The sequence below is a fragment of the Streptomyces sp. TLI_105 genome (genome assembly GCF_900105415.1).
GTDB lineage: Bacteria > Actinomycetota > Actinomycetes > Streptomycetales > Streptomycetaceae > Streptomyces.
On sequence record NZ_FNSM01000001.1, the window covers coordinates 731,199 to 748,180 of the forward strand.

General features: G+C 70.6%; 14 protein-coding genes. 5 read left to right on the forward strand and 9 right to left on the reverse strand.

Annotated features, from left to right (window positions below; genetic code table 11):
• Positions 1-47: 47 nt before the first annotated feature.
• The 3 genes from BLW86_RS03435 to BLW86_RS03445 all read right to left on the reverse strand — a co-directional run bounded on the left by BLW86_RS03435 (position 48) and on the right by BLW86_RS03445 (position 3,033).
• Positions 48-881, reverse strand: coding sequence for an ATP-binding cassette domain-containing protein (locus tag BLW86_RS03435; RefSeq protein ID WP_093872625.1), 834 nt, complete (start codon positions 879-881; stop codon positions 48-50).
• Positions 878-1,873 carry an ABC transporter permease gene (locus tag BLW86_RS03440; RefSeq protein WP_093872626.1) on the reverse strand — a complete coding sequence of 332 codons (996 nt, stop codon included), beginning with the start codon at positions 1,871-1,873 and terminating at the stop codon, positions 878-880. The genes BLW86_RS03435 and BLW86_RS03440 overlap by 4 nt, the downstream gene beginning before the upstream one ends.
• A gap of 146 nt (positions 1,874-2,019) precedes the next feature.
• Positions 2,020-3,033: a sugar ABC transporter substrate-binding protein gene (locus tag BLW86_RS03445; RefSeq protein ID WP_093872627.1), complete on the reverse strand. Its 1,014-nt coding sequence runs from the start codon at positions 3,031-3,033 to the stop codon at positions 2,020-2,022.
• Positions 3,034-3,331: 298 nt separating this feature from the next.
• On the opposite strand from BLW86_RS03445, the gene BLW86_RS03450 reads away from it, so the two are divergent.
• The 5 genes from BLW86_RS03450 to BLW86_RS03470 all read left to right on the forward strand — a co-directional run bounded on the left by BLW86_RS03450 (position 3,332) and on the right by BLW86_RS03470 (position 10,219).
• On the forward strand, positions 3,332-4,303 hold the full coding sequence (locus BLW86_RS03450; RefSeq protein ID WP_093872628.1) for a carbohydrate kinase family protein: 972 nt from the start codon (positions 3,332-3,334) through the stop codon (positions 4,301-4,303).
• Positions 4,304-4,515: 212 nt separating this feature from the next.
• Positions 4,516-7,074, forward strand: a complete 2,559-nt coding sequence (locus BLW86_RS03455; protein WP_093872629.1) for a glycoside hydrolase family 32 protein — start codon at positions 4,516-4,518, stop codon at positions 7,072-7,074.
• A 450-nt stretch (positions 7,075-7,524) separates the two neighbouring features.
• Entirely contained in the window at positions 7,525-8,286 is a 762-nt protein-coding gene (locus BLW86_RS03460) for a maleylpyruvate isomerase family mycothiol-dependent enzyme (protein WP_093872630.1), read from the forward strand.
• Positions 8,287-8,478: 192 nt separating this feature from the next.
• On the forward strand, positions 8,479-9,666 hold the full coding sequence (locus tag BLW86_RS03465; protein WP_093872631.1) for a low temperature requirement protein A: 1,188 nt from the start codon (positions 8,479-8,481) through the stop codon (positions 9,664-9,666).
• A 193-nt stretch (positions 9,667-9,859) separates the two neighbouring features.
• Entirely contained in the window at positions 9,860-10,219 is a 360-nt protein-coding gene (locus BLW86_RS03470; RefSeq protein ID WP_256341187.1) for a hypothetical protein, read from the forward strand.
• A 166-nt stretch (positions 10,220-10,385) separates the two neighbouring features.
• Here BLW86_RS03470 and BLW86_RS03475 read toward each other — a convergent pair whose 3' ends face one another.
• From BLW86_RS03475 to BLW86_RS03500, 6 genes are read right to left on the reverse strand one after another with little or no spacing between them, the layout of a single operon-like run.
• Entirely contained in the window at positions 10,386-11,861 is a 1,476-nt protein-coding gene (locus tag BLW86_RS03475; protein ID WP_093872632.1) for a non-reducing end alpha-L-arabinofuranosidase family hydrolase, read from the reverse strand.
• Complete coding sequence (locus tag BLW86_RS03480; RefSeq protein WP_256341188.1) at positions 11,858-12,574, reverse strand: cupin domain-containing protein; 717 nt, start codon at positions 12,572-12,574, stop codon at positions 11,858-11,860. Before BLW86_RS03480 ends, BLW86_RS03475 begins: the two co-directional genes overlap by 4 nt.
• A complete protein-coding gene (locus BLW86_RS03485; protein ID WP_093872633.1) occupies positions 12,571-13,431 on the reverse strand; it encodes a DUF6807 domain-containing protein in 861 nt (286 codons plus the stop codon). The genes BLW86_RS03480 and BLW86_RS03485 overlap by 4 nt, the downstream gene beginning before the upstream one ends.
• Positions 13,428-14,474: a Gfo/Idh/MocA family protein gene (locus BLW86_RS03490; RefSeq protein ID WP_093872634.1), complete on the reverse strand. Its 1,047-nt coding sequence runs from the start codon at positions 14,472-14,474 to the stop codon at positions 13,428-13,430. Before BLW86_RS03490 ends, BLW86_RS03485 begins: the two co-directional genes overlap by 4 nt.
• A complete protein-coding gene (locus tag BLW86_RS03495; RefSeq protein ID WP_093878479.1) occupies positions 14,471-15,535 on the reverse strand; it encodes an endo-1,4-beta-xylanase in 1,065 nt (354 codons plus the stop codon). Before BLW86_RS03495 ends, BLW86_RS03490 begins: the two co-directional genes overlap by 4 nt.
• Before the next feature lie 32 nt (positions 15,536-15,567).
• Positions 15,568-16,959: a glycoside hydrolase family 30 protein gene (locus BLW86_RS03500; RefSeq protein WP_177181540.1), complete on the reverse strand. Its 1,392-nt coding sequence runs from the start codon at positions 16,957-16,959 to the stop codon at positions 15,568-15,570.
• Between the last annotated feature and the right edge of the window lie 23 nt (positions 16,960-16,982).

Genomic DNA, 16,982 nt, shown 5'->3' on the forward strand with positions numbered 1-16,982 from the left:
ACCGTGCGACGACCCCGTGGTCTGCGCGGCGTCGTACCCGCGGTGACTCAGTGGGCGGACACGCCTGCCGCCTCGGCGGCATCCGCGTCGGCAACGACCGTACCTCCATCGTCGCTCACCCTGAGCGCCCCCGTCATGATGGCGACGACCTCCGCCATGGAATGGTCGGACGGTTTGATCAGCGCCTCGCGACGGCCGAGCCGGTGGATGTGGATGCGGTCGGCGATCTCGAAGACATGCGGCATGTTGTGGCTGATCAGGACCACGGGCATGCCCTTGTCGCGGACTCGGCGGATCAGGTCGAGGACCTGGCCCGACTCCTTGACGCCCAGTGCGGCGGTGGGTTCGTCCATCACGACGACGCTCTTGGCCCAGGCGACGGACCGCGCGACGGCCACGGCCTGGCGCTGACCGCCGGACAGGGTCTCCACCGGCTGCGTCAGCGACCGCAGTCCGATCTTGAGATCGGCCATGTGGGCCGCCGCCTCCTGGCGCATGCGCTTCTTGTCGAGCATGCGCAGCGTGCTGCCGAGGAAGCCCGGCCGGCGCAGCTCGCGCCCGAGGAACATGTTGGAGGCGATGTCCATGGAGGCGGCGACGGCCAGGTCCTGGTAGACGGTCTCGATGCCGTGCTGCCGGGCGCTCTGCGGCCCGGCGAACCTGATGGGTTCGCCGTTCAGTCGGATCTCGCCCTCGTCGGGGGTGAGCGCACCGGTGAGGGCTTTGATCAGGCTCGTCTTGCCGGCGCCGTTGTCGCCGATGACGGCGAGGACCTCGCCGGGCAGCAGGTCGAAGTCCGCGCCGTCGATGGCGGTGACATGGCCGTACCGCTTGACCAGGCCGCGGGCCTGGAGCACGGGCGTGACATCGGCAGTGCTCATCGTGCCTTCCTCCGGGAGATCTGGTCGACGGTCACGGCCAGGATCACCAGCACGCCGGTGATCAGGGTCTGGTAGATGGAGGCGACGCCCATCAGCTGGAGGCCGTTGCGGAACACTCCGACGATGAGGACGCCGATGAAGGTGCCGAGGACGGCCCCCCGGCCACCGAAGAGGCTGGTGCCGCCGAGGACGACGGCGGTGATGCTGTCCAGGTTGTCGGTCTGTCCGGCCTGCGGGTCGCCGACGCCGGTGCGGGAGACCATGAGCAGCGCGGCGATTCCGTAGACAAGACCGGCGAGGGTGTAGATCCCGATCGTCAGCCGGGAGGTGCGGATGCCGTTGAGCCGGGCGGCCTCGGGGCTGTTGCCCAGCGCGTACACGTGCCGGCCCCATGACGTGCCGCTGAGCGCGTAGGCGAAGAGCAGGAACAGGGCGATGGTGACGATCGAACCGTAGGTGATGTCGGTGTTGCCGAGCGGGAACGTCTCACCGAGGGCGGTCAGCGGCGCCGGGAGGTTGGTGATCGTCTGCTCGGCCGAGTAGACGTGGGTCAGGGCGAACGCCACGTTCAGCATGCCGAGGGTGACGATGAACGGCGGGAGCGGGATCAGTTGCACCAGCAGGCCGTTGACCAGGCCGAAGCCCGCGCAGACGACCAGGCCGAGAGTGATCGCGGCGAATGCCGACAGGCCGCCCTCGGCAGCCGTCTTCGCGATGACGATGCTGCCGAACGCCATGACGGCGCCACAGGAGAGGTCGATGCCGGCGGTGAGGATGATCAGGGTCTGGCCGATGGCCAGCGTGCCCACGACCATGACCTGCTGGACGATCAGCGAGAAGTTGCCGCCGGAGAGGAACTGCTCGGTCGTCAGGGAGAAGAAGACGCAGGCCAGCAGCAGGGCGACGAGTGGGCCCGTGGTCGGTGTGGCGAGCAGCCGGCGGACCGTGGTCGGTCCTTTCAGCTGGTCGTAGGGCAGGGTTGTGGCAGTCATGGTGGTCCTTGCCGGTGGTCGGTGGTCGGCGGAGCGGGGTGCGTCAGGGGTGACGTGCCGGAGGGCGGTTCGCGAGAGGAGGCGTTCGCCGGAGGAGACGTTCGCCGTTCGCCGGAGGAGGCGTTCACCGGAGAGTGCCGTGGGGCTCAGCCCCAGCACTTCTCCAGGCCGTACGCGGTGTCCTTGGCGTCGACACCCGGCTCGGCCGCGTCGGTGATGAGCGTGACGCCGGTGTCGGTGTAGCCGGAGGCCTTCTTGCCGCCCTTGGCGAAGTCGGCGACCGCCTTGACGCCCTGGGACGCCATCTCGAGCGGGTACTGCTGCGAGGTCGCGGCGATCTTGCCCTCCTTGACGGCCTTCGTGCCGGTGCAGCCGCCGTCGACGGAGACGACCAGCACCTTCTTCTCCAGGCCCTTCGCCTTCAGCGCGGTGTAGGCGCCCAGCGCGGCAGGCTCGTTGATCGTGTAGACGACGTTGACGTCCGGGGACTTCTGGAGGCAGTTCTCCATCGCGGTCTGGCCCTTGGCCTGGTCGCCGCCGGTGTCCTGCATGCACACGATCGACGGGTCGCCCTCCGCGATGCCGAAGCCCTTGAGGAAGCCCTGGTGGCGCTGCACACCCACCGCGACGCCGGGCGCGAGGTCCAGAGTGGCGACCTTCGCCTCCTTGCCGGCCATGGCGGCCTTGGCGTACCGGCCGATGAGCTCGCCCGCCTTGACGTTGTCGGTGGCGAAGAGGGCGTCCGTGGCGTCCTGCGGCTCGGTCGGGCTGTCGAGCGCGATGACCAGGACGCCCTTGGCACGCGCCTTTTCGAGGGCGGGGACGATCGCCTTGGAGTCGTTGGGCGTGATGAGGATGCCCTTCACACCGGAGTTGATCATGTTCTCGATCGCGGCGACCTGCCCCGCGTTGTCGCCGTCGAACTTCCCGGCCGCGCTGACTAGTTCGACGCCGTTGCGCTTCGCGGCCTGCTCGGCGCCCTCCTTCATCTTCACGAAGAACGGGTTCGTGTCGGTCTTGGTGATCAGCCCGACCTTGGTTCCGCCGCCGCCGGATCCTCCCTGCGCGCCGGAGCCGCAGGCCGTCAGAGTCAGCGCCGAGACGGCGGCGAGAGCGGTGAATCCGACGGAGGCACGGAGGGTGCGGTTTCTGCGAAGCATGACTGATCTCCTGCTGGACGAGGGCGGAACGGCCGCGCGGATCGAAGGGCCGCGGCGCAAGGGGACTGCTGGTGTCGAGCGCACTGGAGGCGGTGTCATCGTTGACTGATGTCATCGTTGACACCGCTTGCGGAGGATGATGAACTCCGTCACCCGGAAACGTCAATGCCTTGGCGCCGTCACAAATCGGCAACGCCGCCCACACCGCCTCACATCGAGAGCAGCGCTCTCCGTGAGTTTCCTCAAGACCCCCTGCACACGCAGCCTTCTCGCGCTGCCCACCTGGAGAGATCAAGCCATGCGCCTGCCTCTGGTCACCGTCCTCGGAGAATGCGTCGCGGACGCCTTCACCGTCCCCGCGCCCACGCCGGGCGAGCTCGCCCTGCGGGTCCTGCCGGGCGGCGGTCCGGCGAACACCGCCGTGGCGCTCGCCCGGTTGGGCACGCCCGCCCGCTTCCTGGCGCGGCTGTCCGACGACGTCTTCGGCCGCCTGTTCCGCGACCACCTGGAGGCCTCGGGGGTCGACCTCACGGCCGCCGTACGGGCAACCGAGCCCAGCACGCTGGCCGTCGCCGAGCTCGACGCCCAGGGCCGGGCGGCGTACTCCTTCCACGCCCAGGGCACCGCGGACTGGCAGTGGACGGCGGACGAACTCGCCACGGCGGACCTCGCCTCCACGGCCTGCCTCCACTCGGGCTCCCTGGCCCTGGTGCGCGAGCCCGGCGGCACGGTCGTGGAGGACTTCCTCGCCCGCGCCTCCGCCACGGCCACGATCTCCGTCGACCCCAACGTCCGGCCGCTGCTCGTGGGACTGGACGTCTACCGCGAACGTCTGCCGCGCTGGTGCGCGCTCGCGGACATCCTCCGGCTGAGCGAGGACGACCTGGAACTGCTGCTGCCCGAGTACACGATCGAGCGGGCCTGCGACGCCTGGCACGCGGCGGGCGTCCCGCTCGTCGTGATCACCCGCGGGGAGCGCGGCGCGGTCGCCTCGCTGGACGGCGAGCGGATCGTCGTACCGGCGCCCCCGACCGACGTGGTCGACACCGTCGGAGCCGGCGACTCCTTCACCGCGGGGCTCCTGCACCATCTCGGCGCCAAGGGGCTCCTCGGTGGGCGCCTGACGGATCTGCGGGTCGACGACGTCTTCGACGCCTGCGCTTTCGCCGCCCAGGTCGCGGCGCTGACCTGCGGCGTCGTCGGACCGAACCCGCCGTGGGCCGGCCAGTTGCGGCTGCCGGCACCGGCGGCCGGACGCATCACCGGCTGAAGGGGCGGCGCGAACGAACTCGGCCCGGGGCATTGACGTGCCGCCCGGGGCCCGCACATCATCACTGCCCAGCGGATGTCATCGCTGTCACATGTCATCGATGACATGCCGTTTCCGGGTCGCCCCCACCGCCCGGCACTGCGAACCCCCCGGCGTCGTCCCACCCCAGCGGACGCGGACACGGCGCCGCCGCCCCCAGTGCAGGAGAAACCATGAGCCGAGCCCCCGCCCGCCGTCGTGTCCCGCTGCGCCTCGTCGCCGCCGCGGCCGCGACCTGCGCGCTCACCGTCACCTCCGTCGCCCCGCGGGCGGCGGCGGAGGCCAGCCGGCCGTACACGGAGACGTACCGCCCCCAGTTCCACTTCAGCCCCGCGAAGAACTGGATGAACGACCCCAACGGACTGGTCTGGTACCAGGGCGAGTACCACCTCTTCTACCAGTACAACCCGAGCGGCGACACCTGGGGGAACATGTCCTGGGGACACGCCGTCAGCAAGGATCTGGTGCACTGGCAGGAACTCCCCCTCGCCCTCCCGCACGACGACGAGGAGATGGTCTTCTCCGGGAGCGCCGTCGTCGACCGCGGCAACACCACGGGGTTCGGGACCGAGGAGAACCCCGCGATGGTGGCCGTCTACACCAGTCACCGCAAGGACGACGGCAAGCAGGCCCAGTCCCTGGCGTACAGCACCGACCGCGGCCGCACCTGGACCAAGTACGCCGGGAACCCCGTGCTCGACATCGGGTCGAAGGACTTCCGCGACCCCAAGGTCCAGTGGTACGCACCCACCAAGAGCTGGCTGATGACGGTGTCGCTGTCCGCCGAGCACAAGGTCCGGTTCTACTCCTCCAAGGACCTCAAGAGCTGGACGCACCTGAGCGACTTCGGCCCGCGGAACGCGGTGGGTGGCGTCTGGGAGTGCCCCGACCTGTTCCCGCTGCCCGTCGACGGCGACCCCAAGCGCATCAAGTGGGTGCTCGTCGTCAACATCAACCCCGGTGGCATCGCCGGTGGTTCGGCCGCCCAGTACTTCGTGGGCGACTTCGACGGCAAGCGGTTCACGGCCGACGACGACGGCTCCTACACCCCTCCGCCCGGAGTGGTGACGCAGGACTTCGAGGGGGCCGGCTACGGCACCTGGCAGACGACCGGCACCGCGTTCGGCGACGGACCGGTCCCCGCCCCCGCGCCCGGGACCTCGGGCACGAGCGGGGTCGAGGGTCGGGGGTTCGTCGACAGTTTCCACAGCGGCGACACCGAGACCGGCACCCTCACCTCACCGCCCTTCACCGTCGACAGCGACTACCTCAACTTCAAGGTGGCCGGCGGCCGCCACCCGCACGTCCCCGGCTCGGCGATCGGCGACTCCCCCGCGCCCGCGGGACAGGTGCTCGCCGACTTCGAGCAGGACGGCTACGGCTCCTGGACCACCACGGGCACCGCCTTCGGCACCGGCCCCGCACACGGCACGCTCCCCGGGCAGAACCCGGTGACCGGCCACGACGGCGGCGGCCTGGTGAACAGCTTCCTCGACGGCGACGCGACCACGGGCACCCTCACCTCGCCCGAGTTCACCCTCACCGCCAAGCACATCAACCTCCTTGTCGGCGGGGGCCACCACCCCTCGGGCACCGCCACGCCCACCGCCGTCCGGCTCGTCGTCGACGGCAAGACCGTGCGCAGCGCCACCGGCGCCGACTCGGAAGAGCTCAACTGGGCCTCCTGGGACGTCGGCGACCTCGCCGGCCGGACCGCGCACATCGAGGTCGTCGACCAGAACACCGGCGGCTGGGGTCACATCCTGCTCGACCAGGTCATGCTGTCCGACACCCCGGCGCGCCCCCGCTCGACCGAGACGGCGGTCAATCTCCTCGTCGACGGCCGGGTCGTCCAGAGCGAGACCGGCGGGAACGGCGGCAGCCTGGACTGGGCGTCCTTCGACCTGCGCGCCCACCGGGGAAAGCAGGCCGTCGTCCAGATCGTCGACATGAACCGGGGCGGCTGGGGCCACATCCTGGCCGACCACTTCGTCGCCGCCGACCAACCGGCGATCCCGAGCGTCCGGCGGGCCTCCTGGGTCGACCACGGCAAGGACTACTACGCGGCCGTCTCCTGGGAGGGCGCCCCGGACGGCAAGCGCCGCATGATCGGCTGGATGAACAACTGGCAGTACGGCAACGACATTCCGACCTCCCCCTGGCGCAGCGCGCAGAGCGTTCCGCGCGAGATGGCGCTGCGCACCGTGAACGGCCGGCTCCGGCTCACGCAGCAGCCGGTGTCCACGGTGGAGTCGCTGTACGCCGGAACCGCGGTCGGCGTGCGCGACGTGAGGATCGCGGAAGGCTCCGCGCCCCTGGCAGGGGGCCGTGCCGACGGCAAGGCCCTCGACATCCGGGCCACGTTCTCCCCCGGTGACGCCGAGCGGTTCGGGTTCACGGTCCGCACGGGCGAGGGGCAGGAGACGGTCATCGGCTACGACACCGGGACCCAGGAGCTGTACGTCGACCGGACGCGGTCGGGTGCGGTGGACTTCTCGGACGACTTCCCCGGCGTCCAGCGCGCACCGCTGACGCCCCGGAACGGCAAGGTCGAGCTCCGCGTCCTGGTCGACTGGTCCTCCGTCGAGGTGTTCGGCGGCGACGGCGAGGCCGTGATCACGGACCAGATCTTCCCGAGCCCGGACAACGACGGGATCCGGCTCTTCGCCGAAGGCGGCTCCGCCCGCCTGGACAGCGCCAAGGTCCGGCAGGTGCGGTCGTACCGCGACTGACCGCGCGCGCATCGCGACCGACCGCCCGTGCGGGTCCGTCGAGGGCGCGGAGGCCCACCGCTTCCGGTAACGCCTCCGCGCCGTGCCGGGTCAGGACGACGGCCCCGGCCGGCCCCGGCGCGAACGCATCCTTCCCTTCCGGCCCACGGCGGCAGCGACCCCGACGCCGCAGCGCGGAAGACCTCTTGCGTCGATCGGCGCGGCCTCAGGGTGCCTGCCGGGCGGAAGCCCAGGTCAGGCTCCCTTTCGCACCTCCGGAAGAAGCCCAGCCCCTTCGGCGGGTACCGCACCGGCCGCATGCAAGGCGAGCAAGATCGATTGACATCCTCGGCCGGCGGGGACTATCTTCACAATTACTTGAGGATATAAATTATCCATCCTCTTAAACTGTTCCGCCGCCCTCCTGGTCCCGGGATGCCCGGACAGGGCCGCCGAAGAAGGACATCAGGTATGAACCCCGCCCAGCACGGCGCGGCCGTCGCGGCCGAGACCGCCAGATTCGTCGCCACGGTCAGTACGACCGACCCCTCCACCCCGGTGCCGTCCTGCCCGGGCTGGACCCTGGCCGACCTCACGCGGCACACCGGCCACGTGCACCGCTGGTTCACCGAGCTGCTGCGCCGGCGCATCCAGCAGCCGCCGACGAGCCGTGATGTGGACCTGCGCCTGCCCGAGCAGCCCGCCGGCTATCCGGACTGGTTGGCCGAGAGCGGCGCGGAGGCCGCCGAGGTGTTCGCCGCCACCGACCTGGACGCACCCATGTGGGCGTGGGGACTGGACCAGCACGCCCGGTTCTGGGTCCGTCGCATGCTCTTCGAGACCCTCGTCCACCGGGCCGACGCCGAACTCGCGCTCGGGCTCGCACCGCACATCGACCGCGATCTGGCGGTGGACGGCATCGACGAGTTCCTCACCAACCTGCCGTTCGCGTCCTTCTTCGCGCCGCTGACCGCCGAACTGCGCGGCCCCGGGCGGACCATCCGCTTCAGCTGTACGGATGGCGACGACGACTGGCTGATCGGACTGCGCCCCGACGGCTTCGGACTGGTGACCGACCACACCGATCCCCGCACCGCGGACGCCACGGTCCGGGGAACGGCAGCGGACCTGCTCCTGCTCCTCTACGGTCGTCTCGACCGCGAGAGCAACGCCTTCCAGCTGGCGGGCGACCCGGCCCTGCTCGCCCACTGGTTCGCCCACTCGGCCTTCTAGACCGAGCGAGTCGAACGACGTCCGACCGCCCCGCCGACGCTGCCGATGGCCACCGGGCGGCCCTTCGCCGCCCGCAGGTGGGGAAGGGCCGGGGGGAGGGAACCGAGGGTGCGAGCTCGGACGGGTAGAAACGGGCGTTGTCCGGGCTGATGTGCGTGCGTCGGCGGTGGCTGGACGCCACGCTGGGGCGCTATGACCGAACCACGCGAAGCACCGTCGGCGACCAGCGATGGTGAACGCCACGCGGGATGGCTGGAGCTGTTCTTCGACCTGGTGTTCGTGGCAGTGGTCGCGCAGCTGTCGCACACACTGCACGGCGACCCGAACGCGCGGGACTTCGCCGTGTTCCTTGGGCTGTACTTCCCGCCCTGGTGGGCCTGGGTCAACCTGACCATGGCGGCCAATCTCTTCCCCGACGACAGCGCACGCCGGCGGCTGCTGATGCTCACCGCCATGCTCAGCCTCGCGGTCATGGCCACCGCCGTACCCGAGGCCGACGGGGGCCGGGCGCCGGCGTACGCGCTGGGCTACGCCGGAACACGGCTGGTGCTGCTCGGACTGTGGTGGCCGACCACGCACCCCGGCGATCCCGGTGCCTACCGGGTACCGAGGTGGCGCCCGCTCACCTACTGCCTCGCGTCAGCCGCGGGATGGGCGGCGAGCACCGCGACGCCCGCCCCGACGCGCTACATCATGTGGGCGGTGCTGCTGGCCGTCGAGATCGTGCTGCTGCTCAGCGGTCGCGGCCTGGGCCTGCCGGGCCGGCTGCACGCCGGGCACCTCGTCGAGCGGGTCGGACTGGTCGTGATCATCGTCCTGGGAGAGTCGGTCCTCGCACTGATCACCTCCACCGACCAGCACTGGACCGCGGCCGCCGGCGTGACGGCACTGCTCGGGTTCCTGCTGCTGGCAGCCCTGTGGTGGTCCTACTTCGACTTCGCCACCGTCTCGGCGGAACAAGTGCTCGCCGCCACCGAACCCCGACGGGCGGCCTCCCTCGCCGTGGACGTCGCCGGATTCCTGCACTTCTTCGTCACCGGCGCGGTGATCTGCATGGCCGCCGGACTCGCCACAGCCATCGAGGAGACCGCCGCCGGGCACGCACACCTCTCCCACGGCGCGGTCCTGGCGCTCGCCGGCGGCCTCGCCCTCTACCACGCCGCGCACGCCGCCATCGCGCTGCGCTACGGTCGAGCCGTCGGCAGCGTCGCCCCATGGGCGCTGCCGGGCATCGGCATCCCGATCGCCGTCATCGCCGCCGCCCCGTACCTCACGCCCCGGACGGTCGTCCTGCTCCTCGCCGCCGAGGCCGTCGCCCACCTGCTGTACGCCCGTGCCGTGACATCGCGGCGCACACGGCACACCGCTCACCCCGGGTGAAGGCCGACCGAGGCCGACGGGTCCGCCACGTTCCCGTACACATGGGCAGGACAATCGCACGACGCGTCGGACGATGTGAGCGATGCGGGCGCGAGCGCCTACACCTGCGGCAACAGGGTCTCCTGGGCGGATCGGCAGGCTTCGACCGACGCCGGGACGCCTCCAGCGCGCCGCCGAAGGCGTGGCCGGCGCGGTGACCTCCGACGCGAGTGTCGTCAGCGTCCCCAGCGCGATCGGCGACCGTCAGATCGTCCCCGAGGCCGTCGCCTCCACCATCGCCTCCGGCGTCCCGGACGGCTTCGCCCGCCGCGTCCGCTTCCCCGCCGCACCCCCCGACGCGCCGGCCACCCTCTCGTACCACGACCTCTGGTGGATCCCCGACGATCCGTACGGATCGTTCATGGCCAGCGGGATCCACGGCCAGCGCCTCTTCGTCTCCCCCGCGCTCGACCTGGTGGTCGTCCACTACGCCTCCCAGATCATCTCTCCCGCGGTCCCCCAGGTCCCCCTCGTCCAGGCGTTCCTCAAGATCGGCGCCCATCTCCACCACTGAGGCCGCGGTCGCGGAAGAATGCGGAACGGCCCCGTCAGCCGGACCGGCCGACGGGGCGTCGGCTGCTCGTCGCGGCCGCGGGGCTCGTAGGGTTCGGCGTCGTGGCCGTGGAGGGCCCGGCCGTCCGCCGAGCCCTCCACGCCGTCTCCGCACCGGTGTGACGTCGTCAGCGCTGCAGCGTCAGCAGACCCGGCCGGTAGGGCCACTGACCGTAGTCGCCGCCGGAGTTCGGGTCGCGTCCCTGGTAGAGGAATCGGAGGTTGCAGGGATCGACCGTGAAGGTCTGGTCGGCGCTGGTGCGGATCAGTTCGCCGTGGCTGATGTCGTTGGTCCAGGTGGCGCCGCTGTTGGCCTTGGCGGCGAAGGGGTTGCTCTCGGTCGCGGCCTGGGGCGTCCATGAGCCGTTCAGGCTGGTGGCGGTGAACGAGCGGAAGTAGCGCTGCTCGTTCGCGGCCCGAGCCTCGACGATCATGAGGTACTGGTTCTGGTCCTTGACCTTGTAGACCTGGGGCGCCTCGAAGAGGTTCTTCTCGGTGTCGCTCATGATCGTCGTGTACGACGAGCCGAAGCTGCCGGGGAAGTTCCCGATCGGCATGCTGGCCCGGTAGATCTTGCCGTTGTCACCGGCGAAGAACAGGTACATGTTCGTCCCGTCGCCGATGAGCGTCTGGTCGATGGGGCCCGTTCCCGAGCCGGCGATGCTTCCGGAGAAGAGCTCCTGCTCCGCCGACCAGCCGTTCGGGTTGGTGGGGTCGGTCGATGTCCGGTAGGAGAAGGCGGTCCTGCCCCACTGGTAGGCGAGCACCCAGATGTTCTTCGGCGCGAAGTAGAAGAGCGTGGGCGCGACGACAGAATTCGACATGCCGTTCTGGCCGGTCGAGGCCATCTGCGACCAGTCGGTGAACGGGGTGAAGTTCATCGAGCCCCAGCCCACGCCCGTCCCCGCGGCGCCGTGCGTCGTCGCGTAGACGAGGTGCTTGCCGTTGTAGGGGGCGACGGTGAAGTCCTTGAGCGAGGCCCATCCCGCCTTGGGCTGGGCCAGCGCGCCCGTCGACGACCAACGGTACGTCGAGGGAAGGGCACAGGAGCCGGAGGTGCCGCCGGCGACCTTGACGAGCTGCCACTGCTGGTTGGCGCCGCCCCAGTCGTCGTACTGGACGATGTTCGCGCCGTCGGCGGTGGAGGCGCCCTGCACTTCGAGGGCCTTGTTGCTGTGGCGGGCGATGAGCCTCACGTGGCCGTCCGCGCTGTCGGCCAGCCGCCACTGCTGGTTGGTGGCGTTCAGGTCGGTCCACTGGACGATCGGGCCGCCGTTGGCGGTGGAACTGTTCTGGACGTCCAGGACCTTGCCGGAGTGGCGGGACTTGACGCGGTAGTAGCCGTCGCCGGAGGCGACGAACTGCCACTGCTGCTGGTTCTGGTCGTTCCTGGTCCACTGGGTGATGCGGGCACCGTCGCCGGTCGCCAGGTTGTAGACGTCCAGGGCCTTGCCGCTGTTGCGGTTGACCAGCACGTACCAGGCGTTGGTGTCGACGGTCGCCGCGGCGGCGGGCGGGGCGGTGACGAGAGTGGCACCGAGCAGCAGGGACGCCAGGACCGCGAGGACGAGGCTGAGGATCAGGGGTGGATGACGACGTGTCATCGGAGTCGCTCCTTCAGGGGAGGGCGGTGGAGGTCTGCGGGGGCGGTGTAGGGGTGGAGACGGCCGCACATGCCGAAGAGCGGAGCCTTCGGGCGGTCCAGCCGCGACACCGCGCCCTGGTCGAGGTGGGAGAGGTCTCCGGCCTTCAGCCGCTCCAGCTGACGGCCGGTTTCGTGGGCCGCCGCCAGCGCGCCGTCGCGCCAGCGGACGTCCCACGCGTCCAGGAGTGCGCTTTTCAGCCGGTGGGCCGCGGCGTGGAACTCCCGCAGTCCTCCGTCGCGGCGCAGGGCCAGGAAGCCTTCGAGCGCGAGGTCGCGGCGGCGGCGCGCCGCCGCGGCGTGGTCGCCGGTGAGGACGGCCGCCCTCCGGTAGGCGTCGAGATCGGCCAGCATGGGGGCGGGGAAGGTGAAGACGGCGTCGCCGGCCTCGGGCAGGCCGCTGTTCTGCATGAGGACCACGAGACGCAGGTCTCCGGCGTTGACGAGACGGTGGATCGTTCCCGGCGTGAACCCGACGACGTCGCCGGGGCGCAGCGGCGTGTCGGCGAAACCGGAGGTGGTGAGGGTCTGGACGCTGCCCGCCCCGCCGATCACGACGTACGCCTCGGAACAGACGAGGTGCATGTGGGGGGTGCCGCCGCACAGCCCGTCGGCGCCCTCCCACTCATACACGGTGAGATCGGAGAGTCCCACACCGCCAGGGAGCAGTGTCACCACGGGTGCTCCTCGACGTACCGGTTCAGGCGCGCGAGGTCCCACGCGCCGTCGGCCACGACGATCCGGTAGCGGCGCGCCAGGGTGTCGCCCGGGGCGAGCGGTACCTCCTTGTCGAACGCCAGGGACGGATTGACGGCGGGAATGGGCTCGCTGCGGACGAACCACCGGCAGGGGTTGTCCGGGTCGTCCAGGAACAGCAGGGTGGAGGAGCGGTCGACCTCGTCGTGCGCGCCGACGAAGGCCAGCCAGTCACCCTGCTCGCCCATGCCGGGGCCGATCACGTCGCCGCCGGTGAAGGCGCGCGGACCGCGCCAGAACAGGCCGGAGTATCCGGCGAGTTCCCTGCCCTGGGTGCCGGGGCTGCCGAACACGAGCTCGGCGTCGTGGACGTTGGTGAGCGCCGTGGTGACCTCCAGGATCCAGGAGTCGGCCTCGACGTCGCACACCGTCAGGGTGCGGCGTTCGCCGATCCAGTGCTCCCCCGCCGCCGTGTGCCAGGCGAGGTCCTCGGTGACGACGACGCGGTCGTGATCCGTCTCGGCGGATACGGCGAGGCTGTGCATCGTGCCGAGGTTCGGCAGGTCGACGTAGCCCTGGCCGCGCAGGTAGGTGCCGCCGCCCCAGAAGTTCTCTCCCGACACCCATGACGCGGTGAACTGGACGCCCTTGTGCCAGCGGTGGTCGTGCGGTCGGTATCCGGTGACCACGTCTCCGGCGAGCGTGCGTACCGGATGCAGATAGGGTTTCGGCGCCTCGAAGGGGTCCATGACCGGTCGGTGCACGTACCGTAAGAGCTCGGTGCCCCGCGCCCGTACGGTCAACGCGTCCTCGTCCCGCTGGAGTTCGAGCGTCATCGGAACACCTCCGGGCGTCCTCCGTGGAGCGCGCCGTAGAACGGGTCGCTCGCGTCGATCTCGCCGCGCACGACCGGCCGGCCGGTGATCGCGGCCTTGTACAGGGCGGTGACCAGTTCCATGGTGGGCCTGCCGAGGTCGGGGCGGATCCCGGCCTCGTACCCGTCCAGGAACTCCGCGAGCTGGGCGGTGTGCGAGCTGGGCAGGTCGTCCGGCGGCTCCCACTTCACCCCGGGGTTCCTGCCGGTGAACGTCCAGTCCGCGTTCGAGTAGCCGTAGAGGTGCCGCAGTTCGACCGTGGCGTCGGTGAGGTCGAACCGCAGGTGGCTCTCCTCACGTGGCGAGAGGACGCTGTTGACGACGGTGGCGAGGGCTCCGTTCTCGAAACGGACCAGGGCCGTGGAGACGTCCTCCGTCTCGACGTCGCGGTCGAGGCGCCCCGCCATGGCGCGTACCTCGGCCCACGGCCCGAGCACCGACAGCATCAGGTCCATCTGATGGATGCCGTGGCCGAGCGTCGGGCCGCCGCCCTCGCTCCGCCAGGTGCCCCGCCACGGGACGTCGTAGTAGGCGTCGTCGCGGTACCAGGTCGTGACGCACTGGGCGACCAGCGGGCGGCCCAGGGTCCCGGCGGCGATCAGCTCGCGCAGGTACCGGGCGCCGGAGCCGTACCGGTGCTGGAACACCGCGCCCGCGGCTGCCGTGCCCTCGGCGGCGCGGATCCGGTCGAGCTCGGCCAGCGACAGCGCCACCGGCTTCTCGCACCAGACCCACGCCCCCGCGTTCAGGCAGGCCACGGCCTGTTCGGCGTGGAGGAAGGGAGGCGTGCACAGGTGCACGACGTCCGGGCGCTCCTCCCGGAGCATCGTGTGCAGGTCGGTGTGGACGGCGGCGATGCCGTGCTCCGCCGCGAAGGCCTCCACGCGCACGGCGTCCACGTCGACGGCGGCCACGACCTCGGCCCGGTGCGACTGGGCCCGGAGGGCGGGGACGTGGCAGATGCCCGCGATCCCGCCCGTCCCGACGATCGCCGTCCTGATCATCCGCCCAGCACCTTCCTGATGGCGTGGTAGGCGGGCTTGGGCCGAAGGTTCTCGTCGTAGGGCAGCGCGGCGCCCTCCTTCGGGAAGACCCCGGGGATCCACGAGTACTTGTCCGTGTAGTCCCAGATGGTGACGCCGACGCACCTCTTGACGTCCAGACAGGCCTTGACGTAGTCGGCGTACCAAGTGGCCTGGGTGGCGAGCTTCTCCGGGGTCGCGGGGAGTTCCATCCGGATGTCGAGCTCGGTGACCGCGACGTCGACCCCGAGGTCGGCGAAGCGCTGGATGTTCTCCTTGACGCCGGCGGGGTAGCCGTACTGGAGCGCCAGGTGGCCCTGGAGGCCGAAGCCCTCGATCGGGACGCCGTCGGCCTTCAGCTGCTTGATGAGCTCGTAGTAGGCGTCGCTCTTGGCGTTGATGCCGTCGACGTTGTAGTCGTTGAGGTAGAGCTTGGCGTGCGGGTCGGCCTCGTGGGCCCAGCGGAGGGCGTCGGCGATGTAGCCGGGGCCGAGCGTCTTGTAGAAGACCGACTCGCGGTAGGTGCCGTCCTCGTTGAAGGCCTCGTTGACGACGTCCCAGTGGATGACCCGCCCCTTGTAGTGCCGTGCCACTGTCTGGATGTGGTTCTTGAGGACGGGGCGCAGCTCCTCGGCGGTCCAGGTGCGCTCGGTGAGCCAGGCGGGGAGCTGGCTGTGCCAAACGAGCGTGTGGCCGCGGACCTTCTGGTGGTGGTCCTCGGCGAAGGCCATGACCTCGTCGCCTGCGGTGAAGTCGAAGACGCCCGGTTCGGGTTCGGTGGCGTACCACTTCATGGCGTTGCCGGGGGTGGTCTGCCCGAACTCGCTGCCGAGGAGCTTCAGGTAGGCGGCGTCGGTGAACTCGGGGTTGTCGGTCGCCGAGCCGAAGTACTTGTGGTGCTTCTTGGCCAGCTCGCCGAGCGTGCGGGGGCGGGGTTCGGCGGTGGCGGGGGTCGCGGCGAGGCCGGCGGCGACGCAGACGGCCGCGGACAGGGCGATCAGGTGCCGGGACAGGGACCTGGGCTTGGACGTGACCTTGGGCATGGACATGCGTGACTCCTCGGGTGCGGGGCGGTTCAGTCGAGGACGATCGTGGTCAGCGCGCGCGGGGCGAGCGTGGCCGTGAGGGTCGTACCGTGCGTGGAGACGACGTCGGCCGGGGTGATCGAGCGGGTCTCGTCGGTGACGTAGGCGTCGGGGTGCCGGTCGTGCCCGCCGCGAAGGGTGAAGCCGGCGGAGGTTTCGGTGGTCGCGGTGTTGAGGATCTCGATCACGCGGCTGCCGTCGGTGTTGCGGAAGGCCGTGATCCGCAGTGCCGGGTCGGCGTCCGTGACCGGAACGCGGACGGCGCCGGGGCGGATGAACCGGCTGAAGGCGGCCAGTGCCCAGTACCGCTTGGACACCCGGTAGTCGTCACCGGGGTTGGCGAGCCGGATGAGCCCCCGGGTCGCGCCGAGGGACGCGCCGGTCCAGTAGACGTAGGCGTTGGCGTTGCCGACGGTCAGGGTGTTCTGGATGTCGGCCGCGACGGCGAGACCGTCGTAGCCGCTGCCGTCGTCCCAGTTCTCGTTCCAGGTGGAGCCGTCCGGCGACCACTCCGACATCCACACGTGCTTGTCGGTCGGCTGCGGGACCGAGGTCGGACCGCTGTAGCGGTGGCCGGTGACGGTCCGCACGGCCTTGTCGGCCGCGGGGTCCGCCTCGATGGCCTGGGTGTAGGCGACCTGCCGGTCCCAGCCCGCGGCGTCGCAGCAGACCAGTTCCGTCTTCAGGCCGGACGCGCGGACGGTCGGCCCGAGCACCTTGAGGAAGTCGACGGCCTGCTGCGGGGTGAAGCGCATCGAGGCGTAGGACGCCGTCCAGTCGGGTTCGTTGGTGAACCCCAGGTCGGTGATCCTGATGCCTTCCCGCTGGTAGAACTTGGCGTACTGGACGAGGTAGTTCGCGTAGGCCTGGCGCCATGCGGGCAGGAGCTCGCCGCCGTTGTTCTCGCTGCCGTTGGTCTTCATGAAGGCCGGGGCGCTCCAGGCGTCGGCGTAGAACCTCTTGACGCCGTACGCCTTGGCCTCCTTGGCGAGCCAGACCTGGCCGCCGTCCCAGCCGTCCCAGACGTACTTCGGCGTGGCGTCCGGCCCGCCGGGATCGGTCGGCAGGATCGTCGGCATGTGGTCGTAGACCCGGTCGGTCGACGATCCGACGCCCAGGCGCAGGATCGAAAGGCCCGCGCCCTTGTCCTTGCTGAGCAGCAGGTCGAGCACCTCGCGCTGCTTGGCAGGGCTGAGGCCGCGCGCGCCGTGCAGCAGGTCGGCGCGCTGGAAGGCCATGGAGAAGCCGAACCCGTCGATGGGCTGGAGTGCGGCCCGGAAATCGATGGCGGGACGGGCGGGATCGGCGACAGCGGGCGGCGCGGGGTCGGCGGCGGGCGGCGCGGGGTCAGCGGCGGCGACCTGTGATGTTAGCGCTAACATTATGACGGCTGTCAGGGCGGTCA